21 protein-coding genes and 2 pseudogenes are annotated in these 25,023 nt (G+C 71.2%); 8 read left to right on the top strand and 15 right to left on the bottom strand.

Annotation, left to right across the window (positions count from 1 at the left end; all coding sequences use genetic code 11):
- Positions 1 to 340: 340 nt before the first annotated feature.
- The 6 genes and pseudogenes from QFZ76_RS08255 to QFZ76_RS08230 form a co-directional block, all read right to left on the bottom strand.
- On the bottom strand, positions 341 to 1,078 hold the full coding sequence (locus tag QFZ76_RS08255) for a DUF1775 domain-containing protein (protein WP_307673097.1): 738 nt from the start codon (positions 1,076 to 1,078) through the stop codon (positions 341 to 343).
- 68 nt (positions 1,079 to 1,146) lie between these two features.
- On the bottom strand, positions 1,147 to 1,800 hold the full coding sequence (locus tag QFZ76_RS08250) for a hypothetical protein (RefSeq protein ID WP_307673096.1): 654 nt from the start codon (positions 1,798 to 1,800) through the stop codon (positions 1,147 to 1,149).
- Positions 1,801 to 2,131: 331 nt separating this feature from the next.
- Positions 2,132 to 3,655: an aldehyde dehydrogenase family protein gene (locus QFZ76_RS08245; protein WP_307673095.1), complete on the bottom strand. Its 1,524-nt coding sequence runs from the start codon at positions 3,653 to 3,655 to the stop codon at positions 2,132 to 2,134.
- Positions 3,656 to 3,793: 138 nt separating this feature from the next.
- Positions 3,794 to 5,071 carry a GAF domain-containing protein gene (locus tag QFZ76_RS08240; protein WP_307673094.1) on the bottom strand — a complete coding sequence of 426 codons (1,278 nt, stop codon included), beginning with the start codon at positions 5,069 to 5,071 and terminating at the stop codon, positions 3,794 to 3,796.
- A 111-nt stretch (positions 5,072 to 5,182) separates the two neighbouring features.
- Positions 5,183 to 5,401, bottom strand: a pseudogene (locus tag QFZ76_RS08235) (N-acetylmuramoyl-L-alanine amidase); the annotation flags it as partial.
- 306 nt (positions 5,402 to 5,707) lie between these two features.
- Positions 5,708 to 5,914 (bottom strand): helix-turn-helix domain-containing protein, encoded by a 207-nt coding sequence (locus QFZ76_RS08230; RefSeq protein ID WP_307679960.1) that lies wholly within the window; start codon positions 5,912 to 5,914, stop codon positions 5,708 to 5,710.
- On the opposite strand from QFZ76_RS08230, the gene QFZ76_RS08225 reads away from it, so the two are divergent.
- The 4 genes from QFZ76_RS08225 to QFZ76_RS08210 all read left to right on the top strand — a co-directional run bounded on the left by QFZ76_RS08225 (position 5,858) and on the right by QFZ76_RS08210 (position 8,729).
- Positions 5,858 to 6,148 (top strand): alpha/beta fold hydrolase, encoded by a 291-nt coding sequence (locus QFZ76_RS08225; RefSeq protein WP_307680380.1) that lies wholly within the window; start codon positions 5,858 to 5,860, stop codon positions 6,146 to 6,148. The genes QFZ76_RS08230 and QFZ76_RS08225 overlap by 57 nt on opposite strands.
- Before the next feature lie 79 nt (positions 6,149 to 6,227).
- The gene (locus QFZ76_RS08220) at positions 6,228 to 7,067 is read left to right on the top strand and encodes an alpha/beta fold hydrolase (protein ID WP_307673093.1); all 840 of its coding nucleotides are present in this window, start codon (positions 6,228 to 6,230) and stop codon (positions 7,065 to 7,067) included.
- A gap of 11 nt (positions 7,068 to 7,078) precedes the next feature.
- On the top strand, positions 7,079 to 7,870 hold the full coding sequence (locus tag QFZ76_RS08215) for an alpha/beta hydrolase (protein ID WP_307673092.1): 792 nt from the start codon (positions 7,079 to 7,081) through the stop codon (positions 7,868 to 7,870).
- A gap of 67 nt (positions 7,871 to 7,937) precedes the next feature.
- Positions 7,938 to 8,729: an MBL fold metallo-hydrolase gene (locus QFZ76_RS08210; protein ID WP_307673091.1), complete on the top strand. Its 792-nt coding sequence runs from the start codon at positions 7,938 to 7,940 to the stop codon at positions 8,727 to 8,729.
- Between the two features lie 439 nt (positions 8,730 to 9,168).
- Here the strand turns inward: QFZ76_RS08210 and QFZ76_RS08205 are convergent, their stop codons facing one another.
- The 5 genes and pseudogenes from QFZ76_RS08205 to xylB all read right to left on the bottom strand — a co-directional run bounded on the left by QFZ76_RS08205 (position 9,169) and on the right by xylB (position 14,525).
- Entirely contained in the window at positions 9,169 to 9,852 is a 684-nt protein-coding gene (locus QFZ76_RS08205) for a hypothetical protein (RefSeq protein ID WP_307673090.1), read from the bottom strand.
- A gap of 181 nt (positions 9,853 to 10,033) precedes the next feature.
- Positions 10,034 to 10,417: pseudogene (locus tag QFZ76_RS08200) on the bottom strand (N-acetylmuramoyl-L-alanine amidase); the annotation flags it as partial.
- Between the two features lie 82 nt (positions 10,418 to 10,499).
- On the bottom strand, positions 10,500 to 11,513 hold the full coding sequence (locus QFZ76_RS08195; RefSeq protein ID WP_307673089.1) for an acetamidase/formamidase family protein: 1,014 nt from the start codon (positions 11,511 to 11,513) through the stop codon (positions 10,500 to 10,502).
- 279 nt (positions 11,514 to 11,792) lie between these two features.
- Positions 11,793 to 13,001, bottom strand: coding sequence for an ROK family transcriptional regulator (locus QFZ76_RS08190; RefSeq protein WP_307673088.1), 1,209 nt, complete (start codon positions 12,999 to 13,001; stop codon positions 11,793 to 11,795).
- Between the two features lie 78 nt (positions 13,002 to 13,079).
- Complete coding sequence (gene xylB / locus QFZ76_RS08185) at positions 13,080 to 14,525, bottom strand: xylulokinase (RefSeq protein ID WP_307673087.1); 1,446 nt, start codon at positions 14,523 to 14,525, stop codon at positions 13,080 to 13,082.
- 117 nt (positions 14,526 to 14,642) lie between these two features.
- Here xylB and xylA point away from each other — a divergent pair, with 117 nt between their 5' ends.
- Positions 14,643 to 15,809 carry a xylose isomerase gene (gene xylA / locus QFZ76_RS08180; RefSeq protein WP_266444222.1) on the top strand — a complete coding sequence of 389 codons (1,167 nt, stop codon included), beginning with the start codon at positions 14,643 to 14,645 and terminating at the stop codon, positions 15,807 to 15,809.
- Positions 15,810 to 16,239: 430 nt separating this feature from the next.
- Positions 16,240 to 16,575: a hypothetical protein gene (locus QFZ76_RS08175; RefSeq protein ID WP_307673086.1), complete on the top strand. Its 336-nt coding sequence runs from the start codon at positions 16,240 to 16,242 to the stop codon at positions 16,573 to 16,575.
- A gap of 42 nt (positions 16,576 to 16,617) precedes the next feature.
- Here the strand turns inward: QFZ76_RS08175 and QFZ76_RS08170 are convergent, their stop codons facing one another.
- The 3 genes from QFZ76_RS08170 to QFZ76_RS08160 form a co-directional block, all read right to left on the bottom strand.
- The gene (locus QFZ76_RS08170) at positions 16,618 to 17,958 is read right to left on the bottom strand and encodes an esterase-like activity of phytase family protein (protein WP_307673085.1); all 1,341 of its coding nucleotides are present in this window, start codon (positions 17,956 to 17,958) and stop codon (positions 16,618 to 16,620) included.
- Between the two features lie 185 nt (positions 17,959 to 18,143).
- Positions 18,144 to 19,412: an SWF or SNF family helicase gene (locus tag QFZ76_RS08165; protein WP_307673084.1), complete on the bottom strand. Its 1,269-nt coding sequence runs from the start codon at positions 19,410 to 19,412 to the stop codon at positions 18,144 to 18,146.
- Positions 19,409 to 22,264 carry a DEAD/DEAH box helicase gene (locus tag QFZ76_RS08160; protein ID WP_307673083.1) on the bottom strand — a complete coding sequence of 952 codons (2,856 nt, stop codon included), beginning with the start codon at positions 22,262 to 22,264 and terminating at the stop codon, positions 19,409 to 19,411. The genes QFZ76_RS08165 and QFZ76_RS08160 overlap by 4 nt, the downstream gene beginning before the upstream one ends.
- A 242-nt stretch (positions 22,265 to 22,506) precedes the next feature.
- Between QFZ76_RS08160 and QFZ76_RS08155 the strand changes: the two genes are divergently transcribed.
- A complete protein-coding gene (locus tag QFZ76_RS08155; RefSeq protein WP_307673082.1) occupies positions 22,507 to 23,586 on the top strand; it encodes an acyl-CoA desaturase in 1,080 nt (359 codons plus the stop codon).
- 116 nt (positions 23,587 to 23,702) lie between these two features.
- The gene (locus QFZ76_RS08150; protein WP_189697265.1) at positions 23,703 to 23,885 is read left to right on the top strand and encodes a hypothetical protein; all 183 of its coding nucleotides are present in this window, start codon (positions 23,703 to 23,705) and stop codon (positions 23,883 to 23,885) included.
- 149 nt (positions 23,886 to 24,034) lie between these two features.
- Here the strand turns inward: QFZ76_RS08150 and QFZ76_RS08145 are convergent, their stop codons facing one another.
- Positions 24,035 to 24,904, bottom strand: coding sequence for a hypothetical protein (locus QFZ76_RS08145; RefSeq protein ID WP_307673081.1), 870 nt, complete (start codon positions 24,902 to 24,904; stop codon positions 24,035 to 24,037).
- Positions 24,905 to 25,023 lie beyond the last annotated feature (119 nt).

Raw genomic sequence — 25,023 nt, 5'->3', positions numbered from 1 at the left:
AGCCACGCCACGGGGTACAAGCAAGTCAGGACCCCGAGGTGAGGATGCACGTGATGAACCGGATTCCCCGCTGGGTCGCCCAGGCGGTCGCGGTGCTGGCCTCCTTCGCGGTGTTGCTGTTGGCGGCGACCTGGCTCGTGGAGAACTTCTGAGCCGGCCGCCCCGCTCGCGCGCCAGGCTCAGCGACGGGCATCTGCGGCGCCTGGTGGTGGAGGCGTTCAACCAGCGGATCACCGGGTGGTCGGGAAGGCTCCGCACGAGTGGCGGGTCGTAGTCGTACGAGGGCCCTTGCACTCCGAGACGACTCGGCGCGCAAGGGCCCTGGCAGTGGGCAGCCGGACTACTGCTGGGTGCTGCCCCGGCGGCGTACGACGAACACCACGGCCGCGATCGCGACAAGCACTGCCGCGACGATGCCGGTCCAGGCGCCCGCCGACAGACCGCCGTCGCCGTCCGTTTCGGTGTCGGCCGCCTGCGGGGAGGGCGAGACGGCCGTCTCCTCGGCGGTCGGCGTCGGCGTCGGCGTCGCGGCAGGGCTCTCCGACTCGCCGGCGGACGGGCTGACCGGCTTCGCGCCCGGTGCGGCGGCCTCCAGTTCGAGGACCGGGGCTCCGTTGCCGTGGCCGCCGCCGCTGGACTCGCCCAGTTCGATCCAGCGGTCGATTTTGCCGTCGCTGTAGGTCTGCAACGTCTTGAACGCGAGCTCCTTCGCGTCGGGCAGCTGCCGGACGACGATCGAGTACTCGGCGTCCTCGCCGACCTTCACCGCCGGGCCCTTGACGGTGTAGCCGTCGTTGTTCGCGGTGAACGTCCAGCCCTCGGGGCCCTCTCCGTACGTCACGTCGGCGGGTGCCACGCCCTCGGGGAGGACCACCCGAAGCTCGGTGATCCCGGCGGTGGCGGACTCCGACTCGGCCACGAAGGTGAGCTCGGCATTCACGGCGAGTGCCTGGGCCTTGTCGGACTCCACCTCCACGTGGGCGGCGGCCGGAACGGCGGTGAGCAGAACGGCGGTCGCCGCGGCGGCAGCGGCGACGGTCAGGCGCCGCGCGGTGCGCGGCAAGGTGATGCGGGACATGGGTGTCTCCAGGCATGGGGGTATGGCGGGGCGGCCGTACGGTGGGTCGAACCGGTGCCCTGGCGGGGTCAGTTGACGAGCACTGCCCTCGTCGGCGGCGGACCCCGCCGAACCACCGCATGCGCGAGCCCCGGTCCCATCGGCGGTGGCTGCTCGCTCTTCGCCGATACGAGAATCGGCAGGCGGATTTCCCTGGGTGCCGGTGACCGCCCCGCGACCTGTGTCCAGGCGGCGGTGAGGTGCGCCCGTACCCCATCGAGCGTTGCCGTCACACCCCGGGCCAGCGTCCAGCACGCCGCGTCCGCGCGGTGCAGCAGGACTGCGACGAGCACGGCGGCCAGTGCGTGCGCCGCCGTCATGGCCACGGAGGCGTGCAGGCGCTCGTGCCAGGCCGTGTGGGCGTTGTGGGAGCGCCCACCGTGATGATGTGCTGCCGTGGCCGGCATGTGCCGGGCGTGCACGGTGAGCATCAGCCATAGGTGCAGCCCGGACTGGGCCACGACGCTCCAGGCGACGACCGTAGGCAGGGCGCGTGGGCGGCGTGTGCCGACGAGCCCGAGACCGAAGAGCACGGCGGCCGCGGCCGCGCCCTGTACCCACGGCACGGGCCCCTCGGCGATCAGGTGGTGGGCGCTCGCCCCCAGCACCGTGCCGACGATGGCGAACACCGCGGCCCGGAGAACGGGCAGCGGCGCGCGGGGAGTCGTGGCTGGTCGGTGCATGACTCGCTCATCATGGAACATCACGTGGGCGGTTGGCAGGCCGGTCCCGGAAAGAGACCGATGCCTCATGGGTCGCACCCGGTTCGCCCATGCATCGCCGCGTGGCCTTCATCGGCCTGTTTGCGGCAAGGCTCGCTCCCCTGTACGGCATCGAGTTCGGATTCGCTGACGGTCCGCCATTTCGCGAGCCGCGGCGGCGCGGGACAGGAATGGCCCGGCCCCGTTTCGACTCGCTGTCCAAGCGGAGGCACAGAAGGGCGCCTGGCGGATACCTGTCCTGGCCAGGCGCCGTTTTCTGGGTCTATCTGGTTCTTTCCGGGTCTATCTGGGTCTAGAAGAAGCCCAGCTTCTTCGGCGAGTACGACACCAGCAGATTCTTCGTCTGCTGGTAGTGCTCCAGCATCATCTTGTGCGTCTCGCGGCCGATCCCGGACTGCTTGTAGCCGCCGAACGCCGCGTGCGCGGGGTAGGCGTGGTAGCAGTTCGTCCAGACGCGGCCCGCCTGGATCGCGCGGCCGGCGCGGTACGCGGTGTTCATGTCCCGTGTCCATACGCCCGCGCCGAGGCCGTACAGCGTGTCGTTGGCGATCTTCACCGCGTCGTCGAAGTCGTCGAAGGACGTCACCGAGACCACCGGTCCGAAGATCTCCTCCTGGAAGATCCGCATACGGTTGTCGCCCTCGAAGATGGTCGGCTGGACGTAGTAGCCGCCCTTCAACTCGCCGTCGTACTCGACGCGTTCGCCGCCGGTGAGGATCCTCGCGCCCTCCTGCCGGCCGATGTCCAGATAGGACAGGATCTTCTCCAACTGGTCGTTGGACGCCTGGGCGCCGATCATCGTGTCCGTGTCGAGGGGATGGCCGGGCCGGATCAGCTCGGTGCGGGCCACGGCCGCCTCGAGGAACTCGGCGTAGTGGCCGCGCTGGACGAGGGCGCGCGACGGGCAGGTGCACACCTCGCCCTGGTTGAGGGCGAACATCGTGAAGCCCTCGAGCGCCTTGTCGCGGAAGTCGTCGTTCTTCGCCCACACGTCGTCGAAGAAGATGTTGGGCGACTTGCCACCGAGCTCCAGGGTGACCGGCTTGATGTTCTCCGAGGCGTACTGCATGATCAAGCGCCCCGTCGTGGTCTCACCGGTGAACGCCACCTTCGCCACCCGCGGACTGGACGCGAGCGGCTTGCCCGCCTCCGCACCGAAGCCGTTGACGATGTTCACCACGCCCGGCGGCAGCAGGTCGGCGATCAGGCTCATCCAGTAGTGGAGGGACGCCGGGGTCTGCTCGGCGGGCTTGATGACGACCGTGTTGCCCGCCGCGAGGGCGGGGGCGAGTTTCCAGGTCGCCATCAGAATGGGGAAGTTCCACGGGATGATCTGGGCGACGACGCCGAGCGGCTCGTGGAAGTGGTACGCCACCGTGTCGTCGTCGAGCTCGCCGAGCGAGCCCTCCTGCGCCCGGATCGCGCCCGCGAAGTAGCGGAAGTGGTCGATGGCGAGCGGGATGTCGGCCGCCAGCGTCTCCCGCACCGGCTTGCCGTTCTCCCAGGTCTCGGCGACGGCCAGGGGTTCGAGATGCGCTTCCATACGGTCGGCGATCTTCAGCAGGATGTCGGAACGCCCGGTCACCGACATGCGACCCCAGCCGGGCGCCGCCGCGTGCGCCGCGTCCAGAGCCCGCTCCACGTCCTCCGCCGTGCCGCGCGCGATCTCCGTGAACGGCTGCCCGTTCACCGGCGACGGGTTCTCGAAGTACTGTCCGCGGGCCGGCGGCACGTACTCGCCCCCGATGAAGTGGTCGTAGCGCGCCTGATAGGAGACGATCGCGCCCTCGGTTCCGGGCGCCGCGTAACGAGTCATGCCGGTCGGCCTCCTTCAGAAGCGCTGCCCGCCGTTGGGCAGCTCTCGGCGCGAGGCTAGGCAGCGGGAGGTTGCAGGTACGTTGCGTGAACCGGCGCAAGGCGGGTCCTCGGGTCCTCGGGTCCTTCGGCCTCTGGGTCAGTGTCCCGGCGAACGGGACCACGCCGGCGGCGCCGCCAGCTCCGACTCCAGCGCGGCGAGGCGTGCCCGGATCGCCGGCGTCGGTCGTACCGCCGCGAGTGCCCGCCATACGTCGAGGTCGTCCTCGCCCCAGGGCGCGTGCGCCCAGTCCGCCAGCAGGTCGGGATCGCGGCGGGCGATCAACGCGGTACGGAGTCCGTCGGCGAGACGGCGCCTGAGCCTGCGTACCGACGGGGCCTGGGAGCCGGGCAGCAGCGGTCCCGCGTACGCGGTCGCGGCCGCCATGACCGCGCCGGTCTCGAGCCGCCGCTCCACCACCCCGACATCGGACTCGACCGGGACGGTGAGCCGGTACGGCCGCGACGCGAGCAGGCCCGGGCCGAGCACCCGGCGCAGCCGGGCCAACTCGGCGCGCAGCGTCACCGGCGTCACCGACTCGTCCTCGTACAGCGTGCACAGCAGCTCGTCGCCGGTCAGCCCCTCCGGATGGCGGGCCAGCAACACCATGATCTCGCTGTGCCGACGGCTGAGCCTGATCCTGCGACCACCCGTGACGAACTGGGCCTCGTCGCGGCCCAGCGCGGTCAGCTCGGCAGTGTCGGTGGCGGGCTGCTCGGGTGTGAGCAGCGCCAGGTGGGACTCGGCGGCCCGCGCCACGGCCTGCACGAACCCCAGGCTGTGCGGATGCGCGAGCCCGTCCCCACCGGTGATGTCCACGGCACCGAGCACCCGCCCGGAGCGCGGATCGTGGACCGGCGCCGCCGCGCAGGTCCAGGGTTGCACCCGCCGGATGAAGTGCTCGGCCGCGAACACCTGCACCGGCCGGTCCAGGGCGACCGCCGTACCCGGCGCGTTCGTCCCGACCGCCGTCTCCGCCCAGCGCGCACCCGGCACGAAGTTCATCAGTCCCGCCTGTGCGCGAGTGGCCGGATGGCCCTCGACCCACAGCAGTCTGCCGTGCGCGTCGCACACCGCGAGCAGGTGCTCGCCGTCGGAGGCGAACGTGCCCAGCAGCTCACGGAACAGCGGCATCACCCGCGCCAGCGGATGCTCGGCGCGGTAGGCACCGAGGTCACCGTCCATGAGTTCCACGCTCGCGGTGCCGTCGGGCCCGACACCGGCCCGTGCGGAACGCCGCCACGAATCGGCCACCACCGATCGGACCGGCCGCGGCACCATGCCCACCTCGGTGAACGTCTCGTGCGCGCGACGCAGCATTTGCAGGTGCTCGGCAGGGTCGGCCCCCGGCTCGAGGGCCACCCACGGATCGGACAACTCGGCCTCCCCGAAAAGCGATGTGCTTGGGGGGACATGGTCACGCCGGGTGCCCGCCCCGACAACCGTTTCGACCGCGCTCACCCGAACGGTGAGGCGCTCACCGCTCCGTCAGGCGAAGTTGACCAGCCTTATGTAGCGCGCCCAATCCCAGTTCGGCCCGGGATCGGTGTGGTCGGTGCCCGGCACCTCGTAGTGCCCGATGATGTGCGCGCGGTCCTTCGGAATGCCGTACCTCGCGCAGATCGCCGCCGTCAGCCGCGCCGACCGCTCGTACAGGGCGTCGGTGAAGTAGGCGGTCCGGTCCACCCAGCCCTCGTGCTCGATGCCCTGCTTGTGTCAGCAGACACCGTGTCCCACACAGGTCGTGTCGCTTTACACGAGGCCGGAGCCGTTCGTGTGTCGCGTTGCGGCGATCCATCGTGGCCCGGCCGAAGGGGGAGGCTCCGCCCCTACATCGCATCAGGGATGAACGAGAGGTTCGGCAACCCGGTCGGCGACAGGAAGGTCGTTGGTGTCCAGAAACAGCACGGCGGCCTCCGTGGTGGGCGCGCGGATCGAATGCTGCCTTCCCAGACGACAGTGTCTGCCAGGTGAATACCAGGCGCACGTTGTCGGCGCCTGCTCGCTGTTTGGTCAGAGATCGTCCTGTGGGGATAAGGGTCGGCCCTGCTGGGAGAGTCTCCGCCATTGGCTGGGGGTGGTGCCGTAGGCCTCGCGGAAGCGGCGGGAGAAGAAGGTGGGGTTGGTGAAGCCCCAACTGCGGGCGACGGCGTCGATCGTGCGGTGCGAATGTCCGAGGGCTGCGAGGTCGCTGCGGGCGCTCTCGAGCCGGCGGCGGATGATCCACTTTTCTCCGCCACCGACTTCCGCACCGACCTGGACGCCATCGACGTGCCCACGCTGGTCATCCACGGCGACGACGACCAGGTCGTGCCCTTCGATGTCGGCGGCAAGGCGTCGGCCGCCCGCATCAAGAACGCGGCGCTGAAGGTCTACCCGGGCGCCCCGCACGGCATCACTGACACCCACAAGGATCAACTCGGCGCCGACCTGCTGGAATTCCTCAACTCCTGAGCCGGCGCCGCACCGAGCCCCGGCACGCGGTCCCCGCACGGCCCTGCACTGCCATGCCCGCCTCAGAAGGAGTCACATCATGAATCCCGGCCATCATCCGCGCCGCCGCGTCCTCGGCGGGGTGCTCGCGGCAGGCGCCGCCACTCTCGTCGGCGCCCCCACCCCCGCGTCGGCCACCTCCGCCGACACCGCCCGCTCGGGCGGCGGAACCAAACCGACGGTCGTCCTCGTGCACGGCGCGTTCGCCGACGCCTCCGGTTTCAACGCCACCATCGGGCTGCTGCAGCAGAGCGGCTTTCCGGTGATCGCGCCGGCCAACCCGCTGCGGGACACCGCGAGCGACGCCGCGTACATCTCCAGCGTGCTGGACACCATCACCGGCCCGGTGATCCTGGCCGCCCACTCCTACGGCGGCATCGTCATCACCAATGCCGCCCGCGGGCACGCGGGCGTCAAGGCCCTGGTGTACTTGGGGGCGTTCGCGCCCGACGAGGGCGAGAGCGCGCTGCAACTGGCGCAGCAGTTCCCCGGCAGCGAACTGGGTACCGCGCTCATCCCGCGCCCCTATCCGCTGCCCGGCGGCGGCCAGGGCACCGACGGCTACATCGCGCCGGAGAGGTTCCGGGCGGTGTTCGCGGCCGATCTGCCCGCCGCCGAGACGCGTCTCATGGCGGCCACCCAGCGTCCCGGCTCGGTCGAGGGTCTCGGCGGCCCGAGCGGCGCACCCGCCTGGAAAACCATCCCCTCCTGGTATCTGATCCCGACCGAGGACAAGGTCATCCCGCCCGCCGCCCAGCGGTTCATGGCCAAGCGGGCCGGCAGCAAGGTGGCCGAGATCCGCTCCTCGCACGTCGTCATGATCTCCCACCCGAAAGCCGCCGCCGGCGTCATCAAGGCCGCCTACACCGCCACCCGTTGAAGGGCACACCCGTGAAACCCGACACGATCGTCCTCATCCACGGCTTCTGGGTCACGCCCCGCAGCTGGGAACACTGGGTCGCCCACTACCAGGCCAAGGGCTTCCGGGTCCTCGCACCCGCCTATCCCGGCTTCGAGGCGGAGGTGGAGGCCCTCAACGCCGAGCCCACACCCATCGAGCAGCTCACCGTCCCCGCGATCATCTCGTCGCTGGAGAAGCTGATCGACGGCCTCGACAGCAGGCCAATCCTCATGGGGCACTCCGCGGGCGGGGTGTTCACCCAGATCCTCCTGGACCACGGCTACGGCGCCTGCGGAGTCGCGATGAACTCCGCCCCCACCGAAGGTGTCGCCGTCGTCCCCCTGTCACAGGTCAAAGCGACATTCCCGGTGCTGAAGAACCCCGCCAACCGGCACAAGGCCGTCGGTTTCACCTACGACCAGTGGCGCTACGCCTTCACCAACACATTCTCCGAAGACCAGGCGAAGGCGACGTACGAGCGCTACCACATTCCCGCCTCCGGCCATGTGTTCTGGGGCAGCGCGCTGGCCAACATCCACCCCGGCCACGCCGACTCCTACGTCGACTACCACAACGACAACCGCGCGCCGCTGCTGTTCATCGCCGGCGAGAACGACCACCTGATGCCGCCGAAGATCCAGCGATCCAACGCCAAGCACTACAAGGCGAACACCCTGACCGAGATCGTCGAATACCCAGGACGCTCCCACCTGATGCCGGCACAGAACGGCTGGGAAGAAGTCGCCGACTACGCCCTCGACTGGGCGCTCGGCCACTCCTGACCCGCACGCCCGCCAGTTGTGGGCCCGGGACAGAACCGCCCGTCCCGGGCCCCGGAAGGAATCCTGCATGAGCGACGTCCGCATCGCCCACATCGGCGGCCCGACCACCCTGATCGAAATCGGCGGCTGGCGGCTGCTGACCGACCCCACGTTCGATCCCCCCGGCCGCACCTACCCCTTTGGCTGGGGCACCTCCTCCCGCAAGCTCACCGGTCCCGCCCTCGCCGCACCCGACCTGCCCCCGATCGACGCCATCCTGCTCAGCCACGACCACCACGGCGACAACCTCGACACCACCGGACGCACCCTGCTCCAGGCCGCCGACGCCGTCATCACCACCCCCGCCGCAGCCCGGCGCCTCGGCGGAAACGCCCGCGGCCTCACCCCCTGGCAGGCCACCCGCCTCCACGCCCCGAACCGCCCCACGATCGACATCACTGCCACACCCGCCCGCCACGGCCCACCACTGTCACGGCCGCTGACCGGCCAGGTGACAGGGTTCGGCCTGAAATGGGAAGGCCAGCGGCACGGCGTGCTGTGGATCTCCGGGGACACCGTCCTCTACGGCGGCGTCCGGCAGGTGGCCCAGCGCATGCAGGTGGGCACCGCCCTGCTGCACCTCGGCGGTGTGCGCTTCCCCGTCACCGGCCCGATCCGCTACACCATGACGGCCGCCCACGCCGTCGAACTGTGCCGCCTGCTGCTGCCGCTGACCGCCATTCCCGTCCACTACGAGGGATGGCACCACTTCCGAGAAGGCCGCGCCGCCATCGAGGACGAACTCGCCCGCGCCCCGGCCGACATCCGCAACCGCTTCCGCTGGCTTCCCGCCGGAACCCCCACGGACATCAGCACCTGACCCACAACACGCCCCAGACGGCGAGCCGGAACCAGACACCGGATACAGACCATGACCACCCACGACCATAGCCACGCCCACCCGGCCCCCAGACTGCTCCACCGTGCCCACCTCTGCTCCTCCCGGCGTGCAGCGCGGTGAGCAGCGCGGTGAGCAGCTTCCCGAACCGAGGGTGTCCTGTGGCTAGTTGCGGTGAACTGGCCGCAGGGGAGTGGGTTCTTCGGGCTGGGGCTGAGATCCGCGTAGGTGGGTGATCTCGTCGTGCTGGGCGGCGAGCCGGGACAGCGCCAGCCTTTTGAATGCGGTCAGTTCATCAACGGCTGTGTCCCGGAGGGCGATGCGTGCCTTCAGTGCCGAATTCTCAGCCTGGAGTCGCTCGATCTGAGCGTCTCGTGGGTCCAGGACCGTCCCAGCTTCTCGCTCGGTGTTCAGGCGCCGCTCAAACTCCTGGCGCAGATGCTGGTAGGGGCCATCGCGGACAGTGCCGTCGCGGTCCTTCTTCGAGCAAAAACCGGTGCGAGACACTCCGGCCTTGGCCGCGAGGTGAGGTCGCACCGTCCGCCGGGCGGGAGTTCGCCGCGCAGGAGACGGTCCATAGCGGCCCTGATCGCCTCCTCGTTGCGGGTCCGTGCGGTGTCATTGAAAAGGCGGCAGTGAAGTCGCCTTCCAGGTACTTGATCGTCACGTGAGCGTGCGGTACCCGCCGCCTGGCGTGATTCACCAGGATCGGACGGGCCGTCTCTGTGTAGATGGCCACCGCCTGTCGGTAGGTGAACGGCACCGCCGTCGCGTACTGCTCGTCCACCGCCCACCGGTAGAATTTGCCCAGCACACTCATGTGCTGGTTCCAGGTCACCGCCCCCAAATACTGCTTCGGATCACCACTCGACCGATCCACCGCGTAGGTACTCAACAGGGCCTTCAACCGGTCCCGGGTGTCAAAGACCTCTACTCCGTGCACCTGAGCGGCCACGATCCAGTCCCGCAGGATCCGCGCGTACGTCCCCCACGACGACGGCGCCGGACACTCATCCGACGGCCGCAGCCGCAACCACTCATTGGCCACCGCCGCAGCCCCCGGCCCACGCCCGTCCTCGAAGAGCAGGTCGTCGTCGATCAGCATCGCCATCCCCTCGGGGATCACAGGCTTCGCCAGCAGCCCCCAGGACTCCCAGCCCTCACTGGAGTAAACGCGACCTCCATACCCACTGACGGTCCGGAGAGACACCGCTCCGCACAGCAGGCAAACGTGCTCGAGTGATGCATCCAACCGCGCTAAGAGACACGGCAGGTCAGCAGAAACAACCGATGCTGCGCGTGTTGTTGTCCCAGTTCCCCGCGTGCCAGGCGATGTCGGCCTCGCGGACACACTGCGCGACGTGGCCGTCGGCCGACCGGACGAGGTAGTGCGCCGACACCTTCTTCGGCGGGTTCTGGAAGATGGCCAGCGTCTGCGCGTACGTCTCCTGTGTGACGTGGATGATCACGTGGTCGACGGGGTGGGCGGTGGGCCGGTCGGCCACCGTGTAGTTGTACGTGGTCGCCGGTTGCCACTCGGCGGCGGGGAAGTCGACGGCCTGGGGCTCGGCTCCGGCGCGTGCGTCGGGGAGCAGCGCGTAGGGGACGGCGGCGAGAGCGGTGCCCTTCAGCAGCCGACGCCTGTTGACGAGCGGTCTTGCGCGTTCCATGAACGAATCGCCTTTCGAGGACGGGGGGTTGGTGAGGCGTGCCCGAGTGGCGAGACCGGCGCCCGACGTCTGGTGGAGGTGCTCAGCTTCGGAGAGTCACCGCCGTCTCTCGCAGCCGCGCATGCACTCCCCGGTGTGTCTCGCGGGGCGGCAGCCACTGCTTGCGGAGCTTGGCCACGCAGGTGTAGTTGGTGTCGCAGACGTTGGCCAACGGCGACTCCACGGCCTGGGTCGCGAACTGGTACGCGTCCAGCGCGCTGAACCCGTAGTCGCGCACCATCCACTGCACCAGGTCAAGCTGGGATATCCGGAACGCGTCCTCCAGCGGGCGCGCCGAGCCCGTCGAGATGATGTGGGTGTCCGACTCGATCCGCGGCCAGGGCGTGGCCAGCCCCTTGAGCAACTCGACGACCACCACGGTGTTCATGGCGCACTCGACGGCGACTCCGCAGGTTTCCGCCTCGCCCTGGCGGGCGTGCCCGTCGCCGAGGCTGAGCAGGGCGCCTTCGACATTCACCCCGAGGTAGCAGGTGACGCCCGCTCGCATCTCGGGCGTGTCCATGTTCCCGCCGTGTGCGTCCGGCACCAGCGCCGAACGCACCTCCAGGTTGGCGGGAGCCACGCCCACGGTGCCGTGCATCGGGTCGAGGGGCAGCTCGAGCTCGATGTCGCTGTCGTGGGCGCGGAACAACGCCGTGCGCCGGGTGCGGTCGAGCTGCCAGATCCAGACGGTCTCCGGAAGAGGGGGCTGCAGCGTGGCGGTGGTGTGCGTCGAGGTGAGCGCGCCGAAGAGGGGGACCGTGGTCGACGCGGCCCAGTCCCGCGCCGGTTCGATCGACACGAAGTGCACGGCGACCGTGTCGCCCGGTTCCGCGCCCTCCACATAGAAGGGACCCGTCTGGGGGTTGAGGAAGGGAAACTCGCACACCTCGGACACCAGGTCCTTCTCGGACCGCACCCGGCCGGCGAAACAGTCCTCCGTGTACAGGTCGAGAACTGTGCCGGGCGCGATACGCGCCACGGGCGGCGCCCCGCCGAACGTCCAGGCGTACTCGCCCGGTTCGGGGCGCACGGTCAGGATCCTGGGGTCGTTCATCGCTGCGGTGCTCCGTTCTTCGGACGGCTGGTGGACGCCGATTCGTCGAGGTGCCAGTCGAGGTGCCGGTAGAGGTGCCAGTGGAGGTGTTCGGCGAGGTGTTCGTCGAGGTGGACACGCGTGGTCTCCGCTGTCCGCCGGGATGACCCGATGGGCTGCGCCTCGCGTGAATCACGGTACGGCCCTTGCCGGTTGGGCAGAAGGACACAGTGCGCTTCGGTGGACGACGGCGCCACTGTGGAAAACTCGCTCACCCCTGCGAGTGAAGTCGGCCACGAATCAGGCCCGTTCGGCCACGGCTGCCGGGTCGTCGAGGACGGCCCGGATCACCGAATGGGCGGCCCCCAGCAACGGCCCCTCGGATCCCAGCCGTGACACGGACACCGGACATGCCGGTCCCGCCGTGCGCCGCGCCAGCTCCTCCCGCAGGGACGGCAGCAGCCACGGGGCGAGCCCGGCCAGCGCACCACCCAGCACGACACCCTGCGGATCGAGCAGGTTGACCGCCCCGGTCAGCGCTATGCCGAGCGCCTCTCCCGCGTCACGCAGCGCCCGCCGCACGTCCTCGTCGCCGTCCGCGGCGCGCCCGGCGAGCAGCCCGACGCGGTCCTCGCCCGGCTCCAGACCCGCCGCCCGCAGCACCGCCTCCTCGCCGGCGTACTGCTCCAGACACCCGCGCCCGCCGCACGCACAGGCAGGCCCGTCCGGCCGGACCGGCACGTGCCCGAGCTCGCCCGCGAACCCGCGTGTTCCGTGCAGCAACCGCCCGTCCACCACGACCGCCGCGCCGATGCCGATCTCCGCCGACACGTGAAGGAAGTCGCGCGGCGTGCCGTCACCGAGCCAGAGTTCGGCCAGCGCGCCGAAGTTGGCCTCGTTGCCCACGGCCAGCGGGAAGTCGGACGGCAGCAGAGCGCCGAGGTCCGTGTCGTTCCAGTCGAGGTTCGGGGCGCGTACGACGGTACGGGCGTCGCGCGCCACCAGCCCGGGCACGGCCACGGCGAGCCCGGCGGGCCACAGGCCCTCGCTCTCCGCCTCGCCGACCACCCGACGCACCAGCCCGACGAGCTCCTCGATCACCGGTCCGGCGGCGCGGCCGCGGTTCGCGCCGTACCGCACGGCCCTGGACCGCACCTCTCCGCGCAGGTCGACCGCGCAGACCGCGAGGTGGTCGACGCCGATCTCGGCGCCGATCCCGGCGGGGCCGTGCCCGCTGACGGCGAGCGCCGACCCCGGCCGGCCCACCCTGCCGGGCCGCTCGGGGCCCAGCTCCTCCAGCAGTCCCGAACGTATGAGCTCGTCGACGAGGGTCGACACCGCGGCACGGGTCAGACCGATGCGCGAGGCGACGGCGGCACGGGACAGCGGCCCCTCGGCGCTGACGGTGTGCATCACGCGGGCCAGGTTGCGGCGGCGCATGCCCTGCTGGGTGTCGGGCAGCGTACGGCCGGGTCCGGCCGGGTGGGCCTCGTGCAGCGGTGCGGTCATGCCTCCGTCCGTCCTTGGTCGGTGTCGGTGTCGGTCACCCGTCGGTCGGGCGGTCGAGGGGGCACGCCGGGGGCGCCGTCAGTGGTCTCCCGTCCCCCGCTCCAGCAGCGGCGCCGCGTCGGAGAGTACCCCGGTGATCCTGGCCAGCGTCGCCTCGTCCCGCTGCACGGCGTCGAGCACCGGACCGGCGGCCGTGTTCCAGCGCCGGGCGACCGCGGCCGGGTCCTCGCCGGTCAGCAGGCCGGCGGCCTGAGCCGCGGCGCCGAGCGCGACCAGTTCCTTGGCCTCGGGCACCTGGACGGGGCGCCCCGAGAGCCGTCGTACGGTCTCCTGCCAGGCCGTGCCCCGGGCCCCGCCGCCGATCAGCAGCAGCGGGGTCGAGCGGTCCGCGTCCTCGTCGAGGACCAGGTCGAGTGCGCCGAGCAACGCGTGCACGGCACCGTCGTACGCGGCCTGCAGGAGCTGGCCGCCGGTCGTGTCGTGGCGCAGCCCGTGCAGGATTCCCGAGGCGTTCGGCAGGTTCGGGGTGCGCTCGCCGTCCAGGTAGGGGAGCAGGGTGACGTCGGCGGTGGGCTCCACCGCCTCGCGGTCGAGGCCCAGCAGGGTCGCGACCCGGTCGACCGCGAGCGTGCAGTTCAGCGTGCAGGCGAGGGGCAGCCAGTCGCCGTGGGCGTCGGCGAAGCCCGCCACGGTGCCGGTGGGGTCAGTGGGGCGGCGCTTGGACACGGCGTAGACCGTGCCCGAGGTGCCGAGGCTCATCACCGGCGAGCCGGGACGCAGGCCCAGGCCGAGTGCGGCGGCGGCGTTGTCGCCGGTGCCGGGGGCGACCAGGGTGCCCTTGGAGAACGGCAAATCGTGGCCGTCGCGCACGGTGCCGGCCACCTCGCCCGGCCGGACCACCCGCGGCAGCAGGGCCGGGTCGAGCCCCACATGGGCGAGGATCTCCGGGTCGTACGACTCCGTCCCCGAGGCCCACCAGCCGGTCCCGGACGCGTCGCCGCGGTCGGTCGTGCCCTGCCCCGTGAGGCGTTCGGTGAGGTAGTCGTGGGGGAGGCGTACGGCCTTGGCCGCCCGGACGGCCTCCGGCTCGTGTTCGGCCAGCCATGCCCACTTCGTGACCGTGAAGGAGGCGGCGAGGACGGAGCCGGTGCGTTCGGCCCAGAACTTGGCGCCGCCCAGCTCCTCGGTCAGCCGCCGGGCCTGCGGCGCCGAGCGCACGTCGTTCCACAGTAGGGCCGGGCGTACCGGCTCGCCCCGCGCGTCCAGAGTGACGAGCCCATGCTGCTGTCCGCCGATGGACACCGCGGCCGCCTCGCGCGCCGCGTCCCCGCACTGGCGCAGGGCCTCGCACAGGGCGTCCCACCACTGACGCGGGTCGCTCTCGCGGCCGGTCCCGGCGGTCACCGTGTGCGGGGCCTGGCCACTCGCGACGACCTGCCCGGTCGCCGCGTCGACGACCAGTGCCTTCGTGGACTGCGTGGACGTGTCTACGCCGACGACGAGCGGACCCTCGGCTGCTGACATCGGGATCTCCCTAAGTTTTTCCGCGGCTCTGCGGGGTCTGTCTTCCCAGAGATGCGTTCGCATACTAATTTGTAAACGGCCATGACGAAATAGTCTCAGCACGCAAGGAGCCGCGGCATGAACTACCAGCCCACCCCCGAGGACAGGTTCACCTTCGGCCTGTGGACCGTCGGCTGGCAGGGAAGGGACCCGTTCGGCGACGCCACGCGGCGTGCCCTCGACCCGGTCGAGACGGTGCAGCGCCTGGCCGAGCTCGGCGCCCACGGCGTGACCTTCCACGACGACGACCTGATCCCCTTCGGGTCCTCGGACACCGAGCGCGAGGCGCACATCAAGCGCTTCCGGGAGGCTCTCGACGCGACCGGCATGAAGGTGCCGATGGCGACCACCAACCTCTTCACGCACCCCGTCTTCAAGGACGGCGCGTTCACCGCGAACGACCGCGACGTGCGCCGCTACGCCCTGCGCAAGACGATCCGGAACATCGACCTGGCGGCCGAGCTGGGCGCCAAGACCTACGTCGCCTGGGGCGGGCGCGAGGGTGCCGAGTCCGGCGCCGCCAAGGACGTACGCGTCGCTCTCGACCGCATGAAGGAGGGCTTCGACCTCCTCGGCGAGTATGTGACCGAGCAGGGCTACGACCTGCGCTTCGCCATCGAGCCCAAGCCGAACGAGCCGCGCGGCGACATCCTGCTGCCCACGGTCGGCCACGCGCTGGCGTTCATCGAGCGCCTGGAGCGTCCCGAGCTGTACGGCGTGAACCCCGAGGTGGGCCACGAGCAGATGGCCGGCCTGAACTTCCCGCACGGGATCGCGCAGGCCCTGTGGGCGGGCAAGCTCTTCCACATCGACCTCAACGGCCAGTCCGGCATCAAGTACGACCAGGACCTGCGCTTCGGCGGCGGCGACCTGCGCGCCGCGTTCTGGCTGGTCGACCTCCTGGAGAGCGCCGGTTACGACGGCCCTCTGCACTTCGACTTCAAGCCGCCGCGGACCGAGGACCTCGACGGCGTGTGGGCGTCGGCCGCGGGCTGCATGCGCAACTACCTCATCCTCAAGGAGCGGGCGGCCGCCTTCCGCGGCGACCCGGAGGTCCAGGAAGCCCTGCGCGCCTCGCGTCTGGACGAGCTGGCCCAGCCCACCGCGGCCGACGGCCTGAAGGCCCTCCTTGCCGACCGTGGCGCCTTCGAGGACTTCGACGTGGAGTCGGCCGCCGCGCGCGGGATGGCCTTCGAGCGCCTCGACCAGCTGGCGATGGATCACCTGCTGGGCGCGCGTGGCTGAACGCACGCGCGCGTGCCGTCAGTTTTCTGAAGAACCTCAGTTGCTGAGGAACCTTGGCTCTTGAGGGGCCACGGTTCTTGACGGAGCTGCGGTTCTCGGCGGAGCTGCCGTTCTCGAGGGACGTCGGCTCTTGAGCGACCTCGCGCGGAATGTTCCGGAATCATGCGATCCAAGGCATGAGGCCGTATCAACCTCCGCGCGGGGCTCGCGCCTTGCCCGCTTCGAGGCGACTCTGGACGGTATGGCCATGCCGCCCGTACCGCCTCAGCCGCCCGGGCCACCGGGTGACACGCCGCCTCCGGGCGACGGTTTCGGACCGCCACCCGAAGGCTTCGGCCATAACGGACCGACCCACAGTGCACCGACCTCGTACGGCGGTTCGTCGCCGTACGGCGATGCGTCACACGGTGGCTACTCGTCGACTCAGCCGATGAACCCGACCGACGAACCGGGCGGACCACCGGGTGGCCCCGGAAAGCGCCGGAACCCGCTGTTCGTCCTGCTGGCCGTGCTCGTGCTGGCGGCCGTGGCCGTCGCAGCGGTCGTCCTCATGGCGGCGGGAAACGACGACTCGCCCGACGAGAAGCCGCCCGCCGAGAGCAGCGCGAGCACGAGCCGCTCTCCCTCGCCGTCCTTCAGCATCCCGACCGAGCTCCCCAGCACCCTGCCCACCGAGTTGCCGTCGCAGTTCCCCACCGAGCTGCCGAGCGACTTCCCGAGCGACCTCGAATCGCTGATCCCGTCACTCGGGGACGTGCTCCCCTAGCAATAAGCCGACGTCGGACGGCCGTACCCACCTCGTTCGACGTCAGATGCCATACGGCAGCCGTACGTACGTCACCGTCGTCTCCACCCCACTGTCGACCAGTCGACCCTGCGCGTCGAACGCGCCCGCGCCGTCCGTCATCCCGAAGTCGTTGTCGTTGATGAGAGCGAGCGTGTCGTGGTCCACGCGCGCGACGCCCTCGATCTTCCCGGGCACCCCGGCGACCGTGCCCAGGTCGACGACCAGGCGCTTGGCGAGCACCGGTACCCCGGAGGCCGCCGGGTCGTCGAGCTGCTCCAGCGACGGAGATGTCGTGTCGTCGTCCCACCTGCCGCCCAGGATGTTCGCGTCGCGGTCCAGGCGCACGAGCTGGAGCCGCGCAGCCTTGTCGGTGCGCTCCTCGACCAGCAGCCGGTTCCCGCCCACGGCCACCACCGAGGAGATCTTGAGCTCGGAGGTGTCGTCCTCGCTCGGATCCACCACGTTGACGGGGTCGAAGCGGTACGCGTACTCGGCGGTGACCGCCTTCTTCTTCGGCGAGAAACGCAGCAGGCGGGTGGTGCGAGAGGCCTCTCCGGACTCCGTGTCCGGCAGGGACAGCGGGCTCTGGACGGCCAGTACCAGGTCACCGCAGGGCAGTCGGGCGAGCCCCTCGAAGCCGCGGTTGATCTTGCGGTGCAGCAGAACGGAGGGCAGCGCCTCCACCACCGGGTAGTCCGTCCCCGTGAGATTCAGTCCCTCGGGCACGTACCGCGTAAGTACCTTCCCGCGCGCGGAGACGTGGATGAGGGACGGCCCGTACTCGTCCGCGAGCCAGAAACTCCCGTCCGCGGCCCGCACGATGCCCTCGGTGTCCAGGCCGTTCGGGTTGGACGACACCGGAGTCCGCGCGTCATAGGAGTACGGCGCCTCGTCGCGCCCCTCCTGGTTCGGCAGGCCCGTGACCGGCTTGCCGGAGGTGGTGGTGATCGGGATGGCGTCCAGCACCTTCACGGAGTCGCCGGACACGCGGATCTTCACGATCGCAGGATCGAAGCCCGGCACCGGGAACGTGCGGCGCTTGGCGCCGTCCACCTTGATCTGCCCGTTGGGTCCGCGGTCGGTGATCGTCCAGAACTCGCCCTGGCGGCCCGCCGGATAGATGTCACTGCCGATGCCGCCGAGATCCACGCCCCGGTCGTCGCCCACCGTGCCGGGCAGCAACGCGTTGCTGAACGCGCCCAGCGGGATGTCGCCGAGCGTCGCCGTACGCACGACCCGCGCCTCCCCGGCCGGGACGCCGACGGCCGGGGAGGCCACCACGAGAGCGGCCAGCACGGCGAGGGGTGCGCCCGCCGCGCCGGAACGGTGGACTCGGCGCCGGCCGGTGGCGTACGGGGACATGGGGCCTCCTGAGGGGCAAGTTCACTGACAGCGGCCAGATTTGGGCCTCGCACGGAACGGGGTACGACCGCCAGGTGAACGCGCGACGTCGGCCACTCGTCGGACCGACGCCGCACGCCGCAGCCTTCGAAGACCTTCGCCGCGGCGCACCGCTCCCAGGGAGCCCTGCTCCGGAGGCGGCCCCTTCAGGAGGGCTCTTCCTCGGAGCCGGCCGCCGCCGAAGCCAGCGCGGTCGCGGGATCCTGGGCAGCCCCACCGGCGGGCACCCAGCGGCCGCCCTCCTTCCGATACGGCCACCAACGGCCGTCACGGCCCAGCCGCACTTGGCCGTTCGCGCCGTCGACGGTCCACCGGTTCGCCGTCGCCCGCAGCGTCGGCCGTTCCTCCTCCTCCCAGGCGGAGTCCAGGGCGGCACGCGCGCGTGCGAGTGATTCGCCCTCTACGGTCCACTCCTCCTCGCACACCGACAGCGCGGCCGCGCCTCCGTGCCGCCAGGCACGCACGGCCAGGGCCAGCTGCTCCCTGCCGCGCCCGGATCCGTCGGCCAGCCGGTCCAGCACGGCCTCCCCGGGGCTGCCTGCGGCCAGGCGCACGGCATCCTGAGCCACCGCCAGCTCCGCTTCGCCCCCATGCGGTTCCGGACCGGCTCCAAGAGCCTCGGCGAGCAGGCGTTGGGCCTCCACAGCCGTCCGGGCGGCCAGGAACTCCAGGGCTGCCGGCTCGATGCCGGGTGCCGGCGGGGCCTCGGTGTCCAGCGCCGGAGGCGGGCCGGCCTCCTCGGGGAACTCGGGCAGAGCGGGCAGCGGCGGCAGGACCTCCCCGGCCGCGTACGCTTCCGCGGCATCCACGCCCACCGGTTCGGCGATTTCCTCGGCCGGCGCGGCGCTGCGCTCCTGGAGAGCGTCCAGCAGGGCGCGTTCGGCCCGTCCACGCATCAGCAGCAGCACGAACGGGTCCTGGTCCAGCAATCGCGCCACCTGGTGGCACAGAGCCGCGGTGTGTCCGCAGTGGTCCCAGGCGTCGCAGTCGCACTCCGGCTCCAGATCGCCCACGCCGGGCAGCAGCTCGATGCCGGCCGCTGCCGCGTCCTCGACCAGGTGCGGCGGCATGTCGCGATCCAGCAGCGCCGCCACGTGCCCGGCCCGCTCGACTGCCATGTCGAGGAAGCGGTCCCACTGCTCGCCGGTCAGCTCCGCCAGCAGCACGTCCGCCCGGCGGGCGGTGCCGTCGCGGTCCTGGACGACCGCGGTGATGCGCCCCGGACGCACCGACACCGCGCCGACGGCTCCCGCACGCGCGAGTCTGCGGCCCGTCTTCACCTGCTGGGAGTCCAGTGCCGTGTCCTCCAGGGCCTTCAGCCAGGCCCGGCCCCACCACGTCTGCGCGAAACCCGTCCCGTGCGCGGGAGGCAGCGCGGCGAACGTGCGCTCCGGGTCACCCTCGTACTCGTTCATCGTGCGCCCCCTCGCAGTTCGACCAGATCGGCCAGTTCCGCGTCCGTCAGTTCCGTGAGCGCCGCCTCGCCCGCGCCGAGTACCGCGTCCGCCAACTCCTGCTTGCGGCTGAGCATCTCGGCGATGCGGTCCTCGATGGTCCCCTCCGTGATCAGCCGGTGCACCTGCACGGGCCGGGTCTGGCCGATGCGGTACGCGCGGTCGGTGGCCTGCGCCTCGACGGCCGGGTTCCACCAGCGGTCGTAGTGCACGACATGCTCGGCCCGGGTGAGGTTCAGCCCCGTGCCCGCTGCCTTCAACGACAGCAGGAAGACAGGGACTTCACCGTCCTGGAAGCGCTGCACCATCGCCTCCCGTTCGTGGACGGGCGTGCCCCCGTGCAGGAACTGGGAGGGCGTACCGCGGGCCGCCAGGTGCCGCTCGACGAGCCGGGCCATCTGCACGTACTGCGTGAAGACGAGAACGCTCGCCCCCTCGGAGAGGACGGTGTCGAGGAGTTCGTCCAGCAGCTCCAGCTTCCCGGAGCGCCCGGCGATCGTCGGCCGCTCCTCCTTGAGGAACTGCGCCGGATGGTTGCAGATCTGCTTGAGCCCCGTCAGCAGCTTCACGATCAGCCCGCGCCGTGCCATGTCGTCGGCGCGGGAGATCTCCGCGAGGGTCTCGCGCACCACCGCCTCGTACAGGCCCGTCTGTTCGAGGGTCAGGGACACGGCCCGGTCGGTCTCGGTCTTCGGCGGCAGTTCCGGAGCGATCCCCGGATCCGACTTGCGGCGGCGCAGCAGGAAGGGGCGTACGAGCCGGGCGAGCCGCTGCGCGGCAGCCGGGTCCAGGCCGGCCTCGACGGGCTGTGCGTACCGCGCTCGGAAGGTGCCGAGCCGGCCCAGCAGACCCGGGGTGGTCCAGTCGAGGATCGCCCACAGCTCGGACAGGTTGTTCTCCACCGGCGTGCCGGTGAGCGCCACGCGCGCGCGTGCGCCGATCGAGCGCAGCTCCCGGGCGGTCGCGGAGTACGGATTCTTCACATGCTGGGCCTCGTCCGCCACGACCATGCCCCACGGCACCTCGCCCAGCCGGCGCGCGTCCAGGCGCATCGTGCCGTACGTCGTGAGGACGAACTCCCCGTCGGCCAGGTCGTCCAGGCTGCGGCGCGATCCGTGGAAGCGGCGCACGGGGGTGCCGGGCGCGAACTTCTCGATCTCGCGCTGCCAGTTGCCCATCAGGGACGTCGGGCACACCACGAGCGTGGGGCCGGCGGACTCGGCGTCGGTCTGCCGGTGCAGATGCAACGCGATCAGGGTGATGGTCTTGCCGAGTCCCATGTCGTCGGCCAGACAGCACCCCAGGCCCAGGGAGGTCGTCCGGGCCAGCCAGCTCAGACCCCGCCGCTGATAGTCCCGCAGCGTGGCGGCGAGAGCGGCGGGCTGTGCGACCGGCTCCTGCGCCTCGGGGTCCGCGAGACGCTCCCGCAGTGCCGCCAGCCAGCCCGTGGGATGGACGTCCACCCGGAGGCCGTCGACCTCCGTGGAGCCCGTCAGAGCGGCACTCAGCGCGTCGATGGGTGTCACCTTGCGGTCCTGCTGGGCGCGAGCGCGGAGCACCTCCTCGGGGTCGACCAGGACCCACTGGTCGCGCAGTCGTACGACGGGGCGGTCGGCCTCGGCGAGCCGGTCCAGTTCCTCGCGTGTGAGCCGCTGGTCACCGAGCGCGAACCGCCAGTTGAAGGCGAGCAGCGCGTCGGCGGACAGGAACGACGGTGTGTCCGCGGAGACCTTGCCGGGACCTGTCGCCTCGTCCGGCGGACCGACCACAGCGCGGGCGGTCAGCTCGCGGGTCAGTTCCTTCGGCCAGTGCACCTCGACCCCGGCGCTCAAGAGGCTGCGGGCGCCCTCCCCGAGCAGCTCGGTGACCTCCTCGTCGCCGAGTTCGACGGCATCCGGCACGGACGCCGAGAGCAGTGGCGCGAGCGCCTGCCAGGCTCGGGCCGCACGGCGGAGTGCGAGCAGGGCGTCCATCCGCGCGCGCGGGCCGAACCTTCCGCCCGCCGCGCCCGTCCACACCTCGACGGCGTCCGCGACGAGCGTGGGATCACTCACGCTGTGCACCTGCACCACGGCCCGGAACGGCAGCACCGCGTCGTCCCGCGCCTCGGCCAGACCGGGCACCTCGACCCGCAGCGAGAGCCGCACACCCGAGTCATGGCCCGCGGCGACATCGGCGGCCCACTCGCGCTGCTCCGGCAGGTGCTGCGGTTCCCGCGCCGCATAGGCGGGCCCGCCGGTCACCAGCGGTGCCGCGGGGGAGCGGGGCAGTGTGTCGGCGACGGCGTCCAGGAAGGCGCGCAGCAGCCGCTCCGGGTCGGGCAGGCGCAGGGGGCCGGTGCCGTCCAAGGGCACGGCGTGCGCCTCGGGCGGCATCGCGGCGGCGAGCCGGCGGATGCGCTCCATGTCCGCCGCGCCCAGGGGACCCGTGCGCCAGGCGTCGTGGTCGAGCGGGGAGAGGCCGGGGAGCAGCAGGCCGCGTGCCGCGAGGTGCAGGGCCAGCACGGCAGCCGCACTCCAGAATGCGGGCGCCCGGTGTGTCTCTTCGGAGGCACGCGCGCGCGTGAGCACCGGCAGCGCGGCGTGCACCGGCAGCAGGACGGCCGGCACGCTCACCAGCTCGACACCGTCGTCACCGGGCAGGACGACGGCCAGGTCCTCGACGGACCCCGCCTCGACGGCAGGAGGAACTTCGCCGTCAGGCCGCCAGAAGGCGACACTGCCGGTGCGTGCCGGGTCGCCGGGCACGAAGACGGCACAACAGTGGGTGAGTTCGGAGATCTCGGAGGGGGGTCCCGCGGAAATCCTCTGCACAGAAATGCCGTATTCCTCAAATTTGACTACTTGTGGATCGTCGAGGGTACAGCACGTCGAGCGCGCACCCGGCAAGTCCGGCACGTGGCCTGAGTCACTTCTCGTCGGAGGTGTCGTCAGCCCCCTCCCCGGGCGGTGCTGGCCCCCGGCCCTACCCGGGGGGTTGCCGGATGGTCGCCTCAGGTCGCGGATCCGTACGTTTCCTCAGGTCAGCCCGTTTCTGAGAGAGCCGGAGTCCAGACATGCCCCAGACCGCCGCGATCGAAGCCAACCCCCGGGCGACGCCCCGCTCCACCTCGGGCGGAAGCGAGTTCACGCCCCTCCTGCGCACCGTGAAGAGCCAGGACCTCCTGGAGCGCCGGTACGGCTGGTACGCGCGGCGCATCGCTCTCAACGCACTGGCCCTCGCCGCCGTCGTCACCGGCATCGTCCTGACCGGTGGCTCCTGGTGGACGCTGCTCCTCGCACCGCTGCTCGCCGTGTTCTCGGCGCGTACCGCGTTCATAGGCCACGACGCCGGTCACTCACAGATCACCGGCAACAAGACAGCCGCCCGCCTCATCGGACTCGTCCACGCCAATCTGCTGCTCGGGATGAGCTACTCCTGGTGGAACCACAAGCACAACCGCCACCACGCCAACCCCAACCACATCGACAAGGACCCCGATGTCGTCGCCGACGTCCTCGTCTTCACCGGTGAGCAGGCGGCGGACCGGAAGGGCTTCAGGCGCTGGCTCACCCGCAACCAGGCCTGGCTGTTCTTCCCGCTCACCCTCCTCGAAGGCGTGGCCCTCAAGGTCCAGGGATTCCGGGATCTGCGGCGTCAGTCGCCCGGCGAGCGGTCCGTGGAGGCCGTGCTGCTGGTGAGCCATGTCGTGGGATACGCGACGCTGCTGCTCACCTCCATGTCCCCCGGCAGGGCACTCGCGTTCGCCGCCCTCCACCACGCCCTCTTCGGCCTGCACCTGGGGCTGTCCTTCGCGCCCAACCACAAGGGCATGGAGATGCCGGACCCGAGCGGCGAGCCGTGGGGCCACCTGCGCCGGCAGGTGCTCACCTCGCGCAACATCCGTGGCGGCGCGGTGACCGACTGGTTCCTCGGCGGCCTCAACTACCAGATCGAGCACCATCTGTTTCCCAGCATGCCCCGCCCCCATCTGCGGCTGGCCCGGCCTCTGGTGCGCGCCCACTGCAGGGAGTTGGGTATCCCCTATGCGGAGACCGGGCTCGTCGACTCCTACCGACAGGCTCTGCGCCACATGCACGAGGTGGGAGAGCCCCTGCGGACACAGCCACAGCGGACGGAGTGGTGGACGCTGTAGGGGAGCGAGTCAGGGATGTCTCAGGGACGTCTCAGGGTCGCGGTTCGGAACCGTGGGAGGCGCGGAACCGTTTTTCTGGACAGAGAGCGGCAGTGGCCGCGGAGGAGGCGACGCACATGTCGAAGAACGCCAAGATCGCCGCAGGAGGTGTGGCGGTCGGGCTCATCCTGTTGATCTGGCTGCCCTGGTGGGCCGCGCTCCTGATCGTGCTGGGAGTCCCGGCGGCCGCGTACCTCACCCTGGACCCCTCACAGCGGCGCAGGCTGCGCCGTGTCTCGCGAAAGGAGCTCGGCCGCTGACGCACCACCGTGTCGGCCCGGTCGGGCCGTCCGGCGCGAAGGAGCCCACCTCAGAGCCGCTCGCGGGCCTGCCGACCGGCAGGGTCCGCGAGCGGACGTGCCCGTGTCAGCCAGGAGACCGGCGCCGACGCGTCGCCGCCCGGCCGGGCTCAGATGGGGCGTACGGCCATCTTGTCGAGTGCCTCAAGAAGACCCGGCAGCTCCGGGCCCCGACCCACCGGAAGCACCTCGCCGGGCTCGTCGTCGAGCAGGACGAACGCGATGTCGTCGGTTCTGGCCACGAGTGACCAGCCGGGACCGTCGGCGCGCAGGATCCTCGCGTCGCCGGGGGCGAAGGACGACCGCACGCGGCCGAGGGGCGGGGGCGTGTCCACGTAGGCGCGGGCCTCCGCCATGACGCGCCGGATGCCGCCGTGCCCTTTGCGTCCTTCCTTCTCGGCTTCCTCCGCGCCACCCGTGGCCTCGGGCGACCCGTCGTCGGCCGCAGTTCCGGAAGCCCCGTCGGCCGAACGTGCGAAGGCCGCGTCGTCGATCTGCTCGCGCCAGATCGCCCACTGGAGCGCGATCTCGTCGGCGCCCAGTCGCCGCTGGGCCGGCCCCCAGGTGGTGGTGTCCGGCGGCGCCAGCGGGGGACGGTCGGCGACCTCGGGGTCGGGATCGTGCGGCGCGGGCACGCCGGGAGCCGCGACGGCGACCGCGAGGGGCCAGCCGGGAAGGCCGGCGACGACGGTGCGTTCGTCGGGCGACAGGTCGTACTCCATGCCGCAGTCCCAGGAGGCGATGGCGACGGCGACCAGCGACACGTCGTCGATGACGACCGTCCACCGGGCACCCTCGCCGTCCTGGCCGAGCACCAGGCCATACCCGTCGGCAAGCGGCGCGAGACCGAGCGCCGCGCAGGCCTGCGGATAGTCGTCGCCCAGCACGCTCGGGAACTTCGCCGGCGTCAGCAGCACCGCCGTCAGCACATAGAGCGCGTCGTCCTCGGCGGCGACGGCGTCCTCGTCCGTCCCGGCCATCCCAGTCTCCCCATCTGTTCGTCCAACGGCGCGCACCCTAGTGCGCCCGGAAGGCGCTTGTCACGACTCCCCGGCGCACCGGAGCTGCAGTTCTCGGACCGGACGGGGCGAATCGACCA

It is taken from the genome of Streptomyces sp. V4I2 (genome assembly GCF_030817655.1).
GTDB lineage: Bacteria > Actinomycetota > Actinomycetes > Streptomycetales > Streptomycetaceae > Streptomyces > Streptomyces plumbiresistens.
This window is presented reverse-complemented; position numbering and strand designations above follow the sequence as displayed.